A 16,444-nucleotide genomic window follows, 5' to 3' on the forward strand; every position below is an offset into this window, starting at 1 on the left:
CCGCGCGCGCAGCCGCGCGACGCCTCCTTAGCTCAGATGGCCAGAGCAACGCACTTGTAATGCGTAGGTCGTCGGTTCGAATCCGACAGGGGGCTCTTCGTACGACGTCGGCCCCCCGGCCTGTGAGCCGGGGGGCCGAGGTCGTTCTCGCGAGGGTCAGCGGTTCGCGCTGGACGGGCCGAAGAACTCGATCTCGGCGATGGCGACCTGCTTGTCGGCGGAGGCCGCGTGGGCCGACTCGATGGTGAAGCGGACCTTGGTGACCTCGCCCACGCGGAAGGGGCGGCGCTGGCCGCCGGGGCCCTGGTCGAGGGTGAGGTCGCGGGTCGTGGTCCGGCCGTCCTTGGTGGTGACGGCGGCCCTCACGCGGTGCGGCAGGGCGGACTCGCTCAGCCGGTCGGCCTTGGTGGAGACGCCCGGGGTGATGATCAGGTCCAGCAGGCGGGTCGGTTCGGTGAAGGAGACCTCGAACCACTCGCCCTGGCCGGACTGCGAGATGCCCGGGCCCCACCAGGTGTTGCTGTGCTTGTCGATGAGGAGTTCCGGCTTGTGGCCGGCGTAGGACCGGGAGGCCGTGATCCGGTCCGGGGAGACCGGGGCGCGCTTGGCGAAGTGGTCGCGGGTGGCCTGGACGCCGTCGGGGATGTAGACGAAGCCGAGGACCGCCAGGGTGACGACGACGGCGAGGGTGATCCAGGTGCCGATGCGGTCGAACACCCGGCGCAGGCGCGGGCGGTCGCCGGCCCACGGGGTCTCGCGGCGCCGGCCGCCGAAGAGGCGGCGCCACCAGGGGGCGGGCGCGGTGGTGTGCTCGCCGGTGCGCACCAGGGGCATCGCGCAGCGGGCGCAGTAGTGGCGGTCGGGCCGGTTGGGGGTGGAGCACCACGGGCAGGGCGGGCCGTCGGCGAAGTCCGGCTGGTGGCCGGGCGCGCGGACCTGGGGCCGGTCGGCGTCGGGGCGGCCGGGCAGGACGGGGGCGACGGCGGGGGGCGCGGCGGGCACGGGGGCGTTCGGGTCGGCGACGGGGACGAGGAGGGAGCGGGCCCGGTCGGACATGGTGTCGGTGAGGGCGTTCGGGGCCGGGGCGGACGGTATCGGGGTGGTGGGGGCGGTCTCGTCGACGCCGGGGACGCGGGGGCCGGTGGCGGGCGTGCCGTCCGGCCGGGCGGTGGCGGGGGGTGCGGCGGGTGCGGGGCCGCCGGCAGCGGTGGTGCCGGGCACGCGGGGTGCGGCCGGCCCCGCGGCGGCCGCGGCTCCTGCGGCTCCCGCGGTCGCGGTGGTCGTGGCGCCGGGTTCCCGGGGCGGGGTCGCCGGGCCGTCGGCGGTGCGGTCCGGGGTGCCCGGTGCGTGCGCGGCGGCGGGTGGGTCCGCGGGGTCCGTCCCGCCGGGCCCGTCCGCGTCGGCCGGGCGGCGCGGGTGGGGCACCACCGGCGGGCCGGCCGTGTCGGCGTCCCCGCGCCTGCCGCCGGTGGGCTCCGGGGCGGGCAGGCCGTTGCGGGCGGGGGGCACGCCGGTGCCGCCGGGGCCGGGGCGCGAGAAGGCGTCCCAGCCGGGGCCCTGGTCGGGCGAGGAGGCCGCCGGCTGCGTGGTGCGGGCGCCGGCCTGGTCCCAGCGGAGTACGGCGCCGCACGCGTCGCAGAAGGACTGGCCCGGTTCCGCGCGGGTTCCGCACTCGGCGCAGTTCTGGGTGGTCATCTCTCCGGGGTCCTTTCGGAGGCGGTCACTTCGACGGTGTAGGGCATGTGGGCGGGGCGGGCGGTGGCGACGAGCCGGTCCAGGCGGTGGGTGTCGGCCGGGGACGGGTCGGGCAGCCGCAGGGCGACGTGCAGGCGGGGGCGCGGGGCGCCGGGGAACGGGCCCAGCGGGCGGGCGTTCCAGGCGGCGCCGCCGCTCTCGGTGATCTCGGGTGCGACGCCGAACGCGAGCCGTACCGCCTCGGACAGACCGCGCCGGGTGCCGCGTACGCGGTGCAGGCGGGCGGCGGCGGACACGGCGGCGCGCAGCCGGTCCTCGGGTTCGGTGCCGTCGGTCTCGGCGCCGACCCAGGTGCCGAGCCACCGGGCGAAGTCGGTCGGGGTGAGGGCCGGGTCGAAGTAGGCGTCCAGGCAGTCCAGGACGTTCAGGATCGGGGCGAGGACGTCGTCGAGGCCGCCGACGAAGCGCTGGGCGAGGTCGTCGTCGGCGAAGACGGCCGGGAGCATCGAGCCGATGGGCAGCGAGGAGCCGAGGCCGTCGACGGAGCCCCGGCGGGAGCCGGCCGTCACCCGTTGTCCCCGATCACGCGGACCCGGTGGTCGAAGGAGAAGACCAGGGCGGGGGCTTCGAGGTCGATGCGGTCGGTGGGGTCGCCGCGCTTGCCGGTGAGCGGGTCGGCGGGGTGCAGGACGACCTCGTCGACGAGTTCGACGCCGGGCACCCGCTGGAGGACGGCGAAGACCTCGCCGGCCTGCACGGGGCGCCCGAAGGGCCAGCCCGTGCCGTCCGCGCCGCCGGTGAGCGGGTCCAGGTGCCGGTAGAGGGCGTCGTGGGCCTGGCGGCGGACGCGGTCGGTGTCGACGCCGCGGAAGGCGTGCACGGTCGCGACGACGGTGACGCCCTGGTAGTACGGCGGGCCGACGGCGAGGCGGGTGCCGATCAGGCGTCGCTCGTCGAGGTGGCGGGTGATGCGGTCCAGCAGGGCGTCGCCGGGCACGAGTTGCTCGAAGCGCAGCCGCCCGCCCGGGTCGGGCACGGCCTGCGGCACGACCAGGACACGGACCGCGTAGGCCCCGTGGTCGCCCTCCTCGCCCTCCAGGCAGGTGATGCGGGCGGTCTCGGGGGCGGCCCGGCGGGCGAGTTCCTCGTAGTCCCGCAGGGTCACGGCGCGCTCCTGGGCCCGCAGCGTGATCGGGGCCCGCAGCTTCGCCTCCTCGACGGTCTCGCCGTCCACGCCGCCCCGCGCGGCCTCCCGGTTGACGACCTCGGAGACGTACGGGATGGAGGTGCGCAGCACCTGCACGGCGCCGCGGGCCACGTTGCCGGCCCGGCCGCCGCCGGTGCGGTAGCGCAGGGCGCGGACGACGGCGCCCTTGGGGGCGACGGCGCCGTACTGGCGCAGGGTGCCGTCGGCCTCGCGGACGGCGGGGCCGAAGGCGATCCGGCCGGTCGCGGCGTCCAGGGTGATGTGGTGGTCGCCGGGCCGGGAGCCGGCGAAGTGCGGGACGACCTGCCAGTCCTGCCAGCCGTCGTCGGCGGCGGTCTGGAGGACGACGGGCGGGTCGTCGGCGACGACGGGGGCGTGTTCGAGCCGCAGCCGCTGGCCGGGCAGGCCGGTGGACTCGCCGAGCGCCTCGTCGTGCACGGTCTCGGCGTGCACGGTGCCGGTGGTGCCGCCGATGGTGTACGCCTCGGCGGAGTGGATGGTCGGCGAGGTCGTGTAGAACGGCTGGCCGGGCAGCGGGTCGGTGACCCGGCAGCGGATCCAGCCGGCCTCCTGGCCGCCGTTGCGGGACAGGACGTGGCCGCCGGGGACGTGGAGCACGATGTCGCCGGGGCGGTTGAGGCCGCCGGTGCCGTCCCGGTCGACCTCGCAGGGCTGCCAGCCGTCCTCGGTCCAGGCCTCCCACACCAGGGGCGGCTGGCGGGGGTCGACGCCGACGCCGTCCACACGGCTGTCGAGTTCCAGGGCGAGCGCGCAGTGCGGGACGGCCGCGGTGAGGCCGATGAGCATGCAGTCGCCGGGGGCCGGGGCCTCGGAGAAGCACATCAGGTGCTGGCCCTCGGCGAGGTCCGTGGTCCGGTCGGTGACGGCCTCGCCGCGGTGCTGCACCATCAGCCGGCCGAGCGCGCACGGCAGGACGGTCAGGTCGCCGACGGTGGCGAAGACGACGGCCTCGTCCCGCTCGGTGCGCAGGGTGGCGACCTCGGTGCCGGCCGGGACCAGGACGGAGTCCTCCTGCGGCGCGGACAGCCAGAAGGTGACGTCCGTGCGGGCGGCGGACGGCGGGAAGAGGGTGATGCCGACCAGGTCGAGGAAGGCGAGGTGGTTCTTCTCCGGCACCCGGTTGAGCCGGTAGACGATCTGGTCGGCCATGTGGGCGACCGTCTCGACGAGGGTGACACCGGGGTCGGAGACGTTGTGGTCGGTCCACTCCGGGGCGCGCTGCTGGATGTAGCGCTTGGCGTCGTCGACGAACTGCTGGAAGCGGCGGTCGTCGAGGTTGGGGGAGGGCAGGGACATCAGCGATCGCTTTCGAAAGAGCCCGGGAGGCCCGCGGGGCCGGCGGGACCCTCGGTGAGGTCCGGCTCGTCGTGGGAGGGGATGACGTAGAACGGGAAGACCAGGCTGCGCGGGTTGTTGGTGCCGCGGATCGAGTAGCGCACGTCGATGTAGAGGACGCTCTGGTCGCCGCCGGTGGTGACCTCCACCTCGTGGACCTCGATGCGCGGCTCCCAGCGGTCCAGGCTCGTGTACACCTCGTGCTGGATGCGGCCGGCGGTCTGCTCGTTGACCGGCGCGAAGACCAGGTCGTGGATGGCGCAGCCGAACTCGGGCCGCATCGGCCGCTCGCCCGGGGCGGTGGCCAGCACCAGCTGCATGGCCTCCTCGATCTCGCGCTCGCCGCTGACCAGGGCGATGCCGCCGGTGGGCCCGATGCGCAGCGGGAACGACCAGCCGGAGCCGACGAACTGTTCGGCCATCAGAGGGCCACCTGCCTTCCTCGGGGACGGTTCACGACGCACCGGGCACGGGGATCGTGATGACCTTGAACGAGGGGGCCAGGACGGAGAAGCTCGCTCCGACGACCCTCGTCGTGGCGGAGTTGAGCTGGAGACTGGCGCCGCCGGTGATGTTCGTGGCGGCCCCGCCGGTCAGGCTCGCCGCGCCGCCCGCCACCAGGTTCAGGGCGCCGCCCGCGTTCACCCCGATCTGGCCCGCGCTGCGCAGGTTGATCACGCTGCCGCCCTGGAGGGTGAGCGGGCCGCCGCTCTTGATGGTCAGGGAGCGCCCGGCGCTGAGCGACAGGCTGGTGCCCGCCTCCACCGACACCGAGCGGCTGCCGGTGATGCTGACCGTGCCGGCGCTGTCCACGGTGATCTCGGTCTTGGTGCGGTCGAGGTTGATGGTCAGCTTGTCGTTGCCGCTGGCGATGCGGACCCCCTGCTTGCGCCCGCCGGTGCGCTGGCTGAGCAGGTCGACGCGGTTGCCCTGGCGGTCGGACAGGGTGTGCCGGACCGCCTTCTTCTTCAGGCCGTCGTGCAGCGGGACGTCCACCTTGGTGGGCAGGTCCCGGCCGTTGTAGAGCCCGCCGATGACGAACGGGTGGTCCAGTGCCCCCCGGTCGAAGGCGACCAGCACCTCGTCGCCCACGTCCATGGGGAAGACGCCGCCGCCGCCCACGCCGCCCATCTGCACGCTGCGCGTCCAGTCGCTGACGTAGGTGTCGTCCAGCCACGGGAACTGGAGCTTGACCCGGCCCTGCTTCAGCGGGTCCTGCACGTCGGTGACGAGGGCGTTGGCGACGCTGGGCAGCCGGGCCGCGCTCGCCGGGTCCGCACCGCCGCCTCCCGAGGCCAGCCCGTACAGGGAGCGCCACTGGCGTCCGCTGACGGTGATCCAGGACTGGTAGGGCTCGCTGTCGCCGAAGTGGTGGCGTACCGAGGTGACGGTGTACTTGCCCTCGAAGGGCCTGCCGACGTCGCTGAGCGCCACGGGTACGCCGGGCCGCAGGTCGGGGCTGCCCTTCACCGCGATCTCCAGTTCGGCGAAGGAGGACGTGACGTCGGCGGCGAGGGACTGCGCGGCGTGCCGGACCTCGTCCTGACGGTCGTAGGGGTTGGCGGTCCCGACGAGTTTGGCGGCCTTGAACTTCCCGGCGGCCTCGCCCGGGGTGGAGCCGATGGTGAGGCCCGGGTCGGTGGTGGCGGGCGCGACCTCGGTGATCTTCTTCTTGGTGGTGACGTTCCAGCCGCGCGACTCGACCTTTCCGGTCTGGTCGGCGGCGGTCACCGCGGCCCGCAGCCGCATGATGTCGTGTCGGGCCTGGAGGACGAAGGCGCTCTGGTCGCCGTCGGTCTTCGGGGAGGGCGCTCCGGCGGAGGGGGTCGGCCTGACGAACCGGAACTTCCCCCTGGCGTCCACGGACATCACCATGTTGTTCTCGTCGGCGAGCCGGGCGAGGAAGTCCCAGTCGGTGACGTTGGACTGGCTGATGAACCCGTACGCGCCCTTCGTCGGCTCGATCCGGCCGATGGACACGCCGTCCATGGCGGCGAGTTTGCGGGCGATGTCGGAGGCCTTCTGGTTGCGGTAGGCGGCCACGCGGCGCTGGCGCATCATGCGGTGCCCGAAGTCGTAGCCGCGGATCACCGTGTAGCTGCCGGTGCCGTCGTAGTCGGCCTCCATGGCGGTGACCTCGCCGGTCAGCAGGGGTTTGCCGACGCCCTGGCCGTCGGCGACCGGGGTGATGACGACCCGGGTGCCGAACTGCACGTTCAGCTTGCCGAGGACCAGGTGGTCGGGGTCGCGGAAGGTGATGCGGAAGGCGGCGGGCACACCGATGCCCTGGTCGACCCAGCCGTCGACGAGCATCAGGGCGATGTCGTCGGGCAGCTTCGCGGCGCCGATCCGGACCTGGACGATGCTGGAGAACGCGGGGCGCACCATCAGTGCGGCACCTCCTCGGCGGCGGGCAGCATGAGTTCGGTGCCGGTCGGCAGGCGCGCGGGGTCGTCGATGCCGTTGGCCTCGGCGATCGCCCGCCACGCGTTCGCGCTGCCGTACTCGCGCCAGGCCAGCGACTGGAGCGAGTCCCCGGCGACGACCCGGTGCACGCGCTGGGCGGTGAGCGCGCCCGAGGTCGGGTTCTGCCCCCGGGTCGGGCCGGGGATCTCGACCAGGTGCACCTGGCAGGTGGCGCGGATGGGGATGCCGGTGGTGCCGAAGAGGGTGTAGGAGGCCTCGACGGACGCCACGTACGCGGTGAACCGGGCCGTGGAGAAGGAGCCCCACTCGAAGACCACCCAGGGCGGCGACGGCTGGTCGGCGGCGAGGCTCTTGGCGGTCACCTCGCAGCAGCGCAGCAGCGACTCGACCTTCTTCAGCACGGTGTTGCCGCCCGGCTTGGTGGAGGAGTCCAGGAAGATCTCCAGCGTCATCTCCCGCGGCTCGGCGCCCATGAACTGCGGCTTCGCGGCCTTGCGCACGGCCGCCGTCGGCGTCGCCTTCCACTGGGTCCGCTGGGAGAGGGACAGCTGGGCCGGGTTGAACTCGAAGCCGAAGGTGCGCATCAGCGCCCCGGGTGTGGTGGTCGTGCCGGTGGGGGGCTCGTGGATGGCGAGGTTGGCGCGTACGAGGCTCTTGCCGGCGCCCTTGCCGCTCTGTGCCATGGGTCTTCCTCTCTGCTCCGCGACGCCGTCAGTCGGTGAAGCCGTGGTGGGTGATCTCCAGCACCTCGTTGGCCACGGCCGGGTTGCCGGGGTCGAGGCTGGGGCCCTGCCAGCTGACGGGCAGTACGTCGATGAGCCCCCAGCGGGCGACCAGGGAGCCGTCCGCGCGCAGCGCGGAGATCTGCGCGGTCGGCCGCTTGATCCCCGTCTGCACGGAGGAGATCCACTTGGCGACCTTGGTCGTGTCCGGCGTGAGGGGGCGGGTCAGGCGGATGTTGGAGAAGGAGACACGGGTGGGCAGTTGCCACACGAACCCGTTGTTGCCGCCCTCCTGGCGCTGCTCGATCTCCACCTGGGACGACAGGCCTTCGCACCCGTTCCAGTAGCCGAGGCTCTCGCCGTCGATGGTGAGGGTGAACCAGATCGTGGAGCCCGGGTCCTGGCGGGGCATCGGGGGTGGGCCTTTCTGTCGGGCGGGGCGGGTCGGGCAGGCGCGTCGGGGGCGGGCTCGGGGGCGGGTGGGGTGCGCGGGCCGGTGGGCCGGTCAGTGGCGGGGGTCGCGGAGCCTGCCGATCCGTTCGCGGTCCATGCGCAGTTCGGTACGGACCTGGCGGGTGACGCGGCCGATGATGCGGTGCACCAGTTCGTCCAGCTGGAACTCGGAGAGTTCGCGCGGGTCGAACCCGCCGGCCGGGACCGCCGTGTAGGCCGGCGGCGGGTCCTCCCGGGCCGGGGAGGCGGAGAGCGCCGAGTGCGGGGGCGGGCCGCCGGGCGGTGCGGCGCCCGGGGTTTCCGGCGGGCTGTAGGGCGGCGGCGGGTCGGCCGGGGTGTGCCGGCGCGGCGGGGTCTGCAGGCGGCTGAGGGTCTCGGCCACGGCGACCGACGTCGCGGCGGCGAGGGCACCGGTGGTGGTGCGGTGCCGGCCGAAGAGACGCTGGACGGTGGGCGCGGAGGCGGCCCCGGGTGCCGTGGGTGCCGTGGGTGCCGGCGGCGCCGTCGGTGCGACGACCGGCCGCGGCGGACCGGAGGGTGACGGCGCGGGGGGCGCGAGGGGAGTTACGGGGAGCGGGGCCCCGGTGACCGTGGCTCCGGCGGGTGCGGGCCGGCGCAGGGGTACGGCCTGGGCGGGGGCGGGCCGGGCGGAGCGCTGGACGACGGGGCGTTCGGTCCGGTGCGCGGCGGCCGTGGGCGCGGGGCCGGCCGGGGGCGCCGGTACGGGTACGGCGGGGGGTGCGGGGGTGAAGGGCGGCGTCGGTGCCGTGAGGGCGGAGGCCGGGCCGGTCGGGGATGCCGGTAGGGGGGCGGCGGGGGGTGTGGGGGTGGAGGTCGGGACCGGTGCTGGGACGGTGGGGGCCGGACCGGCCGGGGTGGTGGCCCGTTGGACCGGCGGCAACGGTGAACGGGCGGCGACGCGGCCGGTGCCGGAGACCGGTACCGCCGCCGACGAGTGTGCGGTGAGCGAGGTGGCGTCGGCCGGCGGGGCGGAGCGGGGAGCGCCGAGGGGCGAACGCCGCGGCGCCGGGGCGGGAGGGGCCGACGGTGCGGGGCCGGGGGCCGGGGCGGGGGCCGGGGCGGGAGGGGCCGATGGTGCCGGGCCGGGGGTGGGGTGCGTGTGCGGGGCGGCGGCGGGTGCCGAGGGCGGGCGTACGGGGGTGGCGGGCCTGGCCGACAGGGGGGCGCCGAGCCCCGGCCGGGGCGCCGTGGCACTGCGCTGCACCGGTCGTGCGGGGGCGGCGGCGGGCGGCTTCCCGGCCCCCGGGCGGGCGAGGGGCACGGCTGCCGGTCCCGCGCCGGTGCCGACCGGTCCCGCGCCGGTGTCGGCGGGGGCGTCGCGGTGGGCGGCGGCGGGTGGTGTGGTGACGGGGGGTGAGGTGGCGGGACGTGCGGCGGCGGGTGGGTTCGGCGCCGTGGCCGCCCGGGCTGCCGTGGAGCGCTGTACCGGGGGTGGTGCGGGGGCCGTGGGGGTGGGTGCGGGCGTGGCGGGGGCGTGGCGGGCCGGGGCGGGCTGTGGGGGCTGCGCGGACTGCCGGGGGGGCGTGGACTGCGTGGGGTGGGGTGGCTTCGCTCGGTCGGCGGGCGTCGTCTGCCGCTGTACGGGGGGCTGGGCGCCGGTCGGGGAGGCGGGAGGTGAGGCGGGGCGCGGCGGCTCGGTCGTGCCACGGGGGCCGCGGGAGGGGGTGGGGCCGGGAGTGCTGGGGGTGCTGGGGGTGCCGGGGGCGCTTCCCGCGACCGCGGGGCGGCTTGACGGTGGGGCCGTTGCGCCGCTGGACAGCGGGTTGTTGCCGGTCGGCAAGGTGGTGCCGGACGGCAGGGTGGTGCCGGTCGGTGGGCGGGACGCCGGGGGTGTGCCCGTGTCGTCGCCCGGGGTCGACGGAGGGCCGGTCCGGACCGCCGCTCGCTGCAACGGCGCGGGTGGGGACGCCGGTCGGGCCGGGGCGTCGGGCCGGGGGGCGGTGCCCTGGGGAGCCGTGTCGGCTCGGCTCGCGTCGCGCTTCCCGGGAACCGCGGGGGAGCGGTCGGGCGGTGAGGCGGTGTGCCGGGCCGGGGTGCCGGGGGGCGCTGTGCGGCCGGTGCTGGAGGAGGGGGCGCGCGGTGCGACGACCCGCTGCACGGGCGGGGTGGCACCCGACGGAGACGGCGACGGTGCCGACGACTGGGTCGGTGGCTGTGACGGTGTCGGCGACGGTGCCGGACCCGATGACGGCGCTCCCGGAGCGCGGCCGGAACGCGCGGGGTGGGCGCCGGACGAGGGCGGGACGGGGGCGGGCTGCGCCGCCGCACGCCGCACGGGTGACGTGCCCGGCGCACCGTCGGCCGAGGTGGCCGACCGGCCGGTCGCGGGCGGGGAGGCGGGCACCGCCGGGGACGCCGGAGGGCTGCTGCTCACGTCGCTCCGGGTGGGCCCGGGCTGGGCCACCGCCCGCTGCACCGGCGTGTCGGCGCCGGGTGGGGGCGTGGACCGGTCCGCCCGGGTGGTGCCGCCGACGGCCGGGTCGGCGCCGGGCTGCGGTACGGCGCGCTGCACCGGCCTGCCGGGGGTGTCCGGCGCGGAGGTCCGGCCGCCTCTGACGGGGCCGGCCGTGCCCGTGGTGCCGGAACCGGGGGCGGGAGCGGGGTCGTTCACCGCCTGCCGCGGCGGGGCGCCGGGCGCGGTGGCCGGGGCGGCGGTCGGTGCGGGACCGGTCCGGGCCCTCGCGCGCTGGACGGGCGCACCGGTCGGCGAGCTGTCGCCGGGCGGGGCGGCTGTCGGTGCCGGGGCGGTCTGCCGGGCGGTGGTCGACGGCGCGGGGCCGGGCCGCGGTGTGGCGCGCGGTACGGGGGAGCCGGCCGCCGCGCCGGCGTCGCCGGTGGCAGCGGTGGGTGCGGTGCGGTGCGCGGGAGCGGGGGGCGCGGAGGCGGGGGCGGTACGCCGCCCCGCGGGCCGCTGACCGGCGCCGGAACGCGGCACCGCGCGCTGAACGGGCAGGCCGGTGGCGGCGCCGCCGGGTGCGGTCGCCGTGGCGGAGTTCGGTGCCGTCGGTGGGGTCACCGCGGCGCCGGGCGGGCGGGCCGGGGAGGGGGCCGGGCCGGGCTCCCCTCGGTCGCCGTCCGCCGACGACGGCGCCGGGCCCGGTGCGGCCGTCGGGGCGTCGGTGGTCCGGCGGCTCGCGGGCAGGGACCGGCGCTGCACGGCCGCCGAACCGGAGGGGGCCTTGGTCAGCGGGGGCCGGGGGTGGGGCGCGGCGGAGGGCACCGGTGCCACGCGGACCCCGCGGGCGGAGCGGGGCGGCGTGGTGGCCGGCGCGTCGGACGACGCCGGGTCGGTGGACCGCGTCCGTCGGACCGGCGCGGCCTGTGCGGGCGCTGTCGCGGGCGGGACGGTCGCCTCCGTACCCGCACCCGGGCCCCGCACGGGGCCCGTGGGCGTCGACGGGGCCGTCGCGGGTATCGCCCGCAGCGGCACGACCGGCATCCGCTGCACCGGGGCCGTGCCCGCCGGGGCTGCCGACGGCTGCGACGGAGCGGGACCCCGGGGCCCCGCTCCCGGTCGGGCCGACTCGGCGAACGCGCCGGACAGCATGGCGTTGCCCGCCGCCGGGTCCAGTACCGCGGGGGACGGCGCCCCCGTGAACGACGGGTTCTGCCAGGTCGGTAGCCGGCCGCCGAACCCGGCGTCCGCGACTCCTGTACGGGCACCCCCCGTCGCCCGCTGGATCGGCGGCAGACCCGTCCAGGCGGCGACGGCCACGGGCGCGGCAGCAGAAGCGGGAGCGGCCGTACCCGACACACCGGTCGTACCCGACGCACCGGCTGCATGCGACGCACTCGCCGTACCCGCCGTACCCGACGCGGACGCCGCACGCGACGCACTCGCCGTACCCGACGCGGACGCCACACGCGACGCACTCGCCGTACCCGACGCACCCGCCGTGCCCGACGCCGACGCCGTACCAGCCGTGTCCGCCGTACCCCCGGCGGCGCCGTCCGGCGCGCCGTCGCGACGGCCTCGCAGCCGGTCCAGGAATCCCACCGATCAGCCCTCCGCCGCGCCCCGCGTCACGAGGGACGCGATCTGGTCCGTGTACCGGCGGCGGTCCTGGTGCTCCAGGTCCAGGATCGCCTCCAGGCTCCAGTGGAAGTGGTAGGCGACGTACGCGATCTCCTCGTGCAGCCGGTCGGTCGCGTACGTCACGATTCCCCCAGGCGGCTCCCGCCGAGTTCCACCTCGAAGGGCTCCGTGCAGTGCGGGCACTGGACGGCCGCTCGGGTGTGGCCCTCCGCGTTGATCTGCCGGTAGAAGTCCTGGAGGAACGCGAGGTCGGAGGCGAACATGTTCTCCACGATCCCGTCGTGCACCATCGCCAGCGTGCCCAGCCGGGTGATCACCCGGCCGAGCAGCACCACCGACAGGTACGCCGGGTTCTCCTGCACCCGCACGTCGCGCAGCGGGATGAGTTCGTCCCGCGCCGTCGACAGGCGCATCACGCCGTCCCGGTGCACCGTGCCCGAGTCGTCGACGTAGCCGCGTGGCAGCTCGAAGGGGAACTCGGTGCGCAGCTGCTGCCGCGGGACCGCTTCGGCAGGAGTCTCCGGTGGTGCGGCGGCGGGAGCAGAACGGGGGAAGTCCGCTCCCGCCACCGCGGTCTGGGGGTCCTCGGGGGCCGCGACGGGCGCCCCGACAGCCGCGCGCCGCATTATTCGATGACCAGTTCTTCGAACACGATGGTGACCGTCTCGGTCAGCGCGGAGGTGTCGCCGGCCTTCACCGCGCTGGCGTCGATCTTGCTGCACCAGGCGTTGCGCAGGTTGTAGCGCTTGACCGGGGTGTCCTCGGAGTCCATCAGGATGATGGAGGCGTTCTTGCGCGCCGTGGACATGCGGCCGTTCATGGAGTCGTTGATCCACTGGGTGAACGACGACGACTGGGTCATGCCCCGCACGACGGTGCACTGACCGTCCTTCTTGTTGCCCGGGAGCACGGCCGTCTCGTGCTTGCCGGTGGTGCTGTTGTTCTGCGGGTACTTGATGACGTCCTGTTCGAGGGTGAGGCCGTTGACCTCGGCGAGGTACTCGACCATCACCCCGTCGATCTGGAGCCCGAAGTTGTTCGCTGTGAGGGAGTCACCCGGCATCAGAGCCATGTGTTCGCTGTCCTTCCGAGGAATCTGTGAGTGGAGGGAGGGGGCGGGGCCCCCGGGAGGTGGTGGACGCGCGTGGCGTCCTACTCCTCCAGCTCGCCGCTGCCGCTGGAGAACTGCGCCAGCCGGAAGATCACGAACTCGGCGGGCTTGACCGGCGCGATGCCGATCTCGCAGATGACCCGGCCGAGGTCGACCGACTCCGGCGGGTTGGTCTCCTCGTCGCACTTCACGTAGTACGCCTCGGCCGGGCTCTGGCCGAACAGGGCGCCGCTGCGCCACTCGTTGACGAGGAACGCCGACACGTTGCGGCGGATGCGGGCCCAGAGGTTGTGGTCGTTCGGCTCGAACACCACCCACTGGGTGCCGATCAGGATCGACTCCTCCAGGTAGTTGAAGTACCGGCGGATGTTCAGGTAGCGCCAGGCCGGGTCGGAGGAGAGGGTGCGGGCGCCCCAGACGCGGATGCCGCGGCCCGGGAAGGAGCGGATGCAGTTGACGCCGATCGGGTTGAGCAGGTCCTGCTCGCCGCGGGTGATCTGGAGTTCGAGGTCGACGGCGCCGCGCACGACCTCGTTGGCGGGGGCCTTGTGCACGCCGCGCTCGGTGTCGTTGCGGGCCCAGATGCCGGCGACGTGGCCGCTCGGCGGGATCAGGCGGGACTGGCCGGAGGCCGGGTCGAAGGACTTGATCCAGGGGTAGTACAGGGCCGCGTACTTGGAGTCGTACCCGGCCGTCTCCTGGCGCCAGACGCGGATCTGACGGGCGTTCTGGCCGGGCGGCGGGTCGATGATGGCGACCCGGTCGCCCATCAGCTCGCAGTGCGCGATGAGGCCCAGCTGGACGGCCTTGACGGCCTCCAGGTCGATCGCGCCGCGCTGGTAGGCGGCCATCAGGTCGGGCACCGCGACCATGGAGATCTCGTCGATGGCCTCCAGGCCGCCGAAGCCGGTGCGGTCCGCGGAGTCGCCGAGGTAGTGGGCCGGGCCGGGGTGCGCGCTCTCGTCCTTCTCGACGGGGGCCGCGGGGGCGGCCGGCGGGGCCGGCAGCGTCAGGCTCTGGTTCTCCGGGCGGGCCAGCTGCGCGGTGGGCGCGGCCTCCGTCACGGTGATGAGCTTGGAGCGCTCCTTCACCTGGGTGACGACGTAGGAGCGGTTGCCCTTCTTGGCGCTCACGTCGAAGGTCTCGACCGGCTTGTCGCCGTCCTTGACGACGAGCTTGAAGCGCTCGGCGGGGCCCTCGCCCTCGGGGTCGGCGACCTCGACGGAGAGCGGGCCGTGCTGTCCGGCGGCGGTGGCCGTCACGGCGAACGTGCCCAGCTGCCGGGGCTCGGCGGCGGGCAGCGCGGCCGGGGCGGAGGTGCCCACCGCCGCGGTGGGAGCGGACGTACCGTCCCGGCCGGCGGCGGCGTCCTCGGCGGAGCCGCCGACCCGGACGACGTACGCGGCGCTGCCGCCGTTGTTGAAGAACCCGTAGACGGAGTGCGCGAGGTAGTACCCGTCGGTGAAGTCCCCGAAGGCCGCGACGTACTGCGTCCAGTTGGTCACCAGCGTGGGCTCGTTCAGCGGGCCGGTCGGCGCGAGCCCGACGAAGGCCGCCACCGAGGTGCCCACCCCCTCGATCGGGCGCGAGCCGCTGGCCACCTCCTCGACGTAGACGCCGGGCGACAGGTAGGACGGCATGCTCTGCTCTCCTCGGGGTACGAGACAGGACGCCCCTCACCCTCGCGCGCGCGTTGATTCCGCCGAAACGTCCCCGGGTGCCGGAGCGGGGGCACAGGACCTGCCCCCGGCTGTGCCCGTAGGGGCAGGGCCGGGCGTCCGGCCGCTGGTGAGAGTGCCGGCGCCGCCCCGTTTCCCGTCCGCCGGCGCGGAGTTCGGTTCGATCTCCACCCGGTGGCCACGTGCGCCGGACCGTACTGAGGCCGGTCCCGTTCGGGCAACCAACGCTGCCCTCACGGCTCCTGACGGACCGTCGGTGGCCCCGTAGCGTCGGCGTGTGAGCCTTTGGACATCCCTGGAGCCCGCGTCCGCCACCGTCGACCCCGGCAGCAGCACGCGCGTGCGGCTGCGGGTGCGCAACACCGGTGATGTCGTCGACGAGTACCGGTTCGAGCCCGTGGGGGACGTGGCGCCCTGGACGACGGTGGAGCCGCAGACGCTGCGGCTCTACCCGGGGACGACGGGGACGGTGGAGCTGACGTTCGCGCCGCCCCGGACGTCCGACGCGACCGCCGGGCCGAACCCGTACGCGGTGCGGATCACGCCGACCGAGCACCCGGACGCGGTGACGGTGCCGGAGGGGAACCTCACGATCACCCCGTTCACCGAGGTGCGGGCCGAACTGGTGCCGCCGACGGTGAAGGGCCGGTTCCGGGGGCGGCCGCGGCTGGCGGTGGACAACCTCGGCAACACCAAGGTGACCGCCTCCGTCGCCGGCAGCGACAACGGGGACCACCTGTCGTACGACATCCGTCCGGGGAACGTGCAGATCGATCCGGGCCGCGCGGCGTTCGTGGAGACGACGCTGAAGCCGCGGCAGATCATCTGGTTCGGCTCCAAGGAGGAGCGGCCCTACACGCTGGCGGTACGCCGGTCCGGGGTGGAGCCCACGGAGGTCGAGGGTACGTACGTCCAGCGCGGGTTCCTGCCCGGCTGGCTCGCGGGGGCCTTCGGCATCGTCCTGGCGCTGACCATCGCGTTCGTCATGATCTGGATCGCCTACAAGCCGCAGGTCCGCACCAGTGCCACCGAGCAGGTGGAGAACGCGGGCAGCGCCCTCGCGCCCAGCCCCAGTGCCAGCCCGGAGACGCTGCCCAGCGCGGCCGAGTCGCCCGCCGGGGTGCCGGCACCGCCCGAGCAGCCGGCCGCCGAGGAATCCGAGAAGGAGGACGGCGGGGGCGGGGGCGGCGGCGGTGGCGGCGGAGAGTCGAAGAAGCCCGCGCCGAAGGGCGTGGTGCCCGCCGAGAACGTCCTGCTGCGCAACACCACCAGCGACATGTGCGCCGAACTCCCCGGCCGGGAGAAGGGGGAGATCAACGGGCCGGTGCAGCAGGCCGTCTGCGACGAGACCGACGGGGACAACCAGATCTGGGACCTGGAGGTCAAGTACCCCAAGGGCGGTCCCGGCGGGACGGCCCTCTTCCAGATCCGGAACGTCAAGGACAAGTTCTGCATGGACCTGGGCGAGTACGGGGCCCGGCCCATCGGGACGCCCGTCGCCGAGTTCCACTGCGACGGCACGACCGCCGACAACCAGCTCTGGTGGGCCGACAAGCAGCCGAGCGGCGACTACTGGATCCGCAACTTCGCCGGCAACAACAAGTGCCTGGACGTGGACGGCGCCGACAACGGCGGTCTCTTCGCCCGGTTGACGATCTGGAACTGCACCAACTCCGACGACCAGGAGTGGAAGATCATCCAGCTGAAGAAGGACTGAGCCGGAGCGTTACCGGCGGC

General features: G+C 75.2%; 14 protein-coding genes and 1 tRNA gene. 3 read left to right on the forward strand and 12 right to left on the reverse strand.

The features are described from left to right. Positions 1-21: 21 nt before the first annotated feature. Positions 22-95, forward strand: a tRNA-Thr gene (locus ACGF5T_RS07325). A 61-nt stretch (positions 96-156) separates the two neighbouring features. Here the strand turns inward: ACGF5T_RS07325 and ACGF5T_RS07330 are convergent. The 8 genes from ACGF5T_RS07330 to ACGF5T_RS07365 all read right to left on the reverse strand — a co-directional run bounded on the left by ACGF5T_RS07330 (position 157) and on the right by ACGF5T_RS07365 (position 8,242). Next, positions 157-1,695 carry an NADase-type glycan-binding domain-containing protein gene (locus tag ACGF5T_RS07330; protein ID WP_361015690.1) on the reverse strand — a complete coding sequence of 513 codons (1,539 nt, stop codon included), beginning with the start codon at positions 1,693-1,695 and terminating at the stop codon, positions 157-159. After that, positions 1,692-2,201 carry a phage tail protein gene (locus ACGF5T_RS07335; protein ID WP_356608716.1) on the reverse strand — a complete coding sequence of 170 codons (510 nt, stop codon included), beginning with the start codon at positions 2,199-2,201 and terminating at the stop codon, positions 1,692-1,694. Before ACGF5T_RS07335 ends, ACGF5T_RS07330 begins: the two co-directional genes overlap by 4 nt. Positions 2,202-2,260: 59 nt before the next feature. After that, positions 2,261-4,219: a putative baseplate assembly protein gene (locus ACGF5T_RS07340; RefSeq protein WP_361015688.1), complete on the reverse strand. Its 1,959-nt coding sequence runs from the start codon at positions 4,217-4,219 to the stop codon at positions 2,261-2,263. Further along, positions 4,219-4,680, reverse strand: coding sequence for a GPW/gp25 family protein (locus ACGF5T_RS07345; RefSeq protein ID WP_356608517.1), 462 nt, complete (start codon positions 4,678-4,680; stop codon positions 4,219-4,221). The genes ACGF5T_RS07340 and ACGF5T_RS07345 overlap by 1 nt, the downstream gene beginning before the upstream one ends. A 31-nt stretch (positions 4,681-4,711) precedes the next feature. Beyond that, the gene (locus ACGF5T_RS07350) at positions 4,712-6,646 is read right to left on the reverse strand and encodes a VgrG-related protein (RefSeq protein WP_366766741.1); all 1,935 of its coding nucleotides are present in this window, start codon (positions 6,644-6,646) and stop codon (positions 4,712-4,714) included. Then, positions 6,646-7,368 carry a LysM peptidoglycan-binding domain-containing protein gene (locus ACGF5T_RS07355; RefSeq protein ID WP_356608513.1) on the reverse strand — a complete coding sequence of 241 codons (723 nt, stop codon included), beginning with the start codon at positions 7,366-7,368 and terminating at the stop codon, positions 6,646-6,648. The genes ACGF5T_RS07350 and ACGF5T_RS07355 overlap by 1 nt, the downstream gene beginning before the upstream one ends. Before the next feature lie 28 nt (positions 7,369-7,396). Then, a complete protein-coding gene (locus ACGF5T_RS07360) occupies positions 7,397-7,819 on the reverse strand; it encodes a phage tail protein (protein WP_121747713.1) in 423 nt (140 codons plus the stop codon). A 93-nt stretch (positions 7,820-7,912) separates the two neighbouring features. Next, positions 7,913-8,242 carry a hypothetical protein gene (locus tag ACGF5T_RS07365; protein ID WP_392887157.1) on the reverse strand — a complete coding sequence of 110 codons (330 nt, stop codon included), beginning with the start codon at positions 8,240-8,242 and terminating at the stop codon, positions 7,913-7,915. 1,744 nt (positions 8,243-9,986) lie between these two features. Here ACGF5T_RS07365 and ACGF5T_RS07370 point away from each other — a divergent pair. After that, on the forward strand, positions 9,987-10,796 hold the full coding sequence (locus tag ACGF5T_RS07370; RefSeq protein ID WP_366766739.1) for a hypothetical protein: 810 nt from the start codon (positions 9,987-9,989) through the stop codon (positions 10,794-10,796). Between the two features lie 1,085 nt (positions 10,797-11,881). On the opposite strand, the gene ACGF5T_RS07375 is transcribed toward ACGF5T_RS07370, so the two are convergent. The 4 genes from ACGF5T_RS07375 to ACGF5T_RS07390 form a co-directional block, all read right to left on the reverse strand. Then, on the reverse strand, positions 11,882-12,040 hold the full coding sequence (locus tag ACGF5T_RS07375) for a DUF6760 family protein (RefSeq protein ID WP_167392550.1): 159 nt from the start codon (positions 12,038-12,040) through the stop codon (positions 11,882-11,884). After that, on the reverse strand, positions 12,037-12,543 hold the full coding sequence (locus ACGF5T_RS07380; protein WP_366766738.1) for a hypothetical protein: 507 nt from the start codon (positions 12,541-12,543) through the stop codon (positions 12,037-12,039). Before ACGF5T_RS07380 ends, ACGF5T_RS07375 begins: the two co-directional genes overlap by 4 nt. Next, positions 12,543-12,989, reverse strand: coding sequence for a phage tail protein (locus tag ACGF5T_RS07385; RefSeq protein ID WP_053133134.1), 447 nt, complete (start codon positions 12,987-12,989; stop codon positions 12,543-12,545). The genes ACGF5T_RS07380 and ACGF5T_RS07385 overlap by 1 nt, the downstream gene beginning before the upstream one ends. 80 nt (positions 12,990-13,069) lie before the next feature. After that, the gene (locus tag ACGF5T_RS07390; protein ID WP_356608505.1) at positions 13,070-14,668 is read right to left on the reverse strand and encodes a phage tail sheath subtilisin-like domain-containing protein; all 1,599 of its coding nucleotides are present in this window, start codon (positions 14,666-14,668) and stop codon (positions 13,070-13,072) included. Positions 14,669-14,984: 316 nt separating this feature from the next. Here ACGF5T_RS07390 and ACGF5T_RS07395 point away from each other — a divergent pair, with 316 nt between their 5' ends. Next, entirely contained in the window at positions 14,985-16,424 is a 1,440-nt protein-coding gene (locus ACGF5T_RS07395; protein WP_356608503.1) for an RICIN domain-containing protein, read from the forward strand. The last annotated feature ends 20 nt before the right edge of the window (positions 16,425-16,444 follow it).

It is taken from the genome of Streptomyces sp. NPDC047853 (genome assembly GCF_043204535.1).
GTDB lineage: Bacteria > Actinomycetota > Actinomycetes > Streptomycetales > Streptomycetaceae > Streptomyces.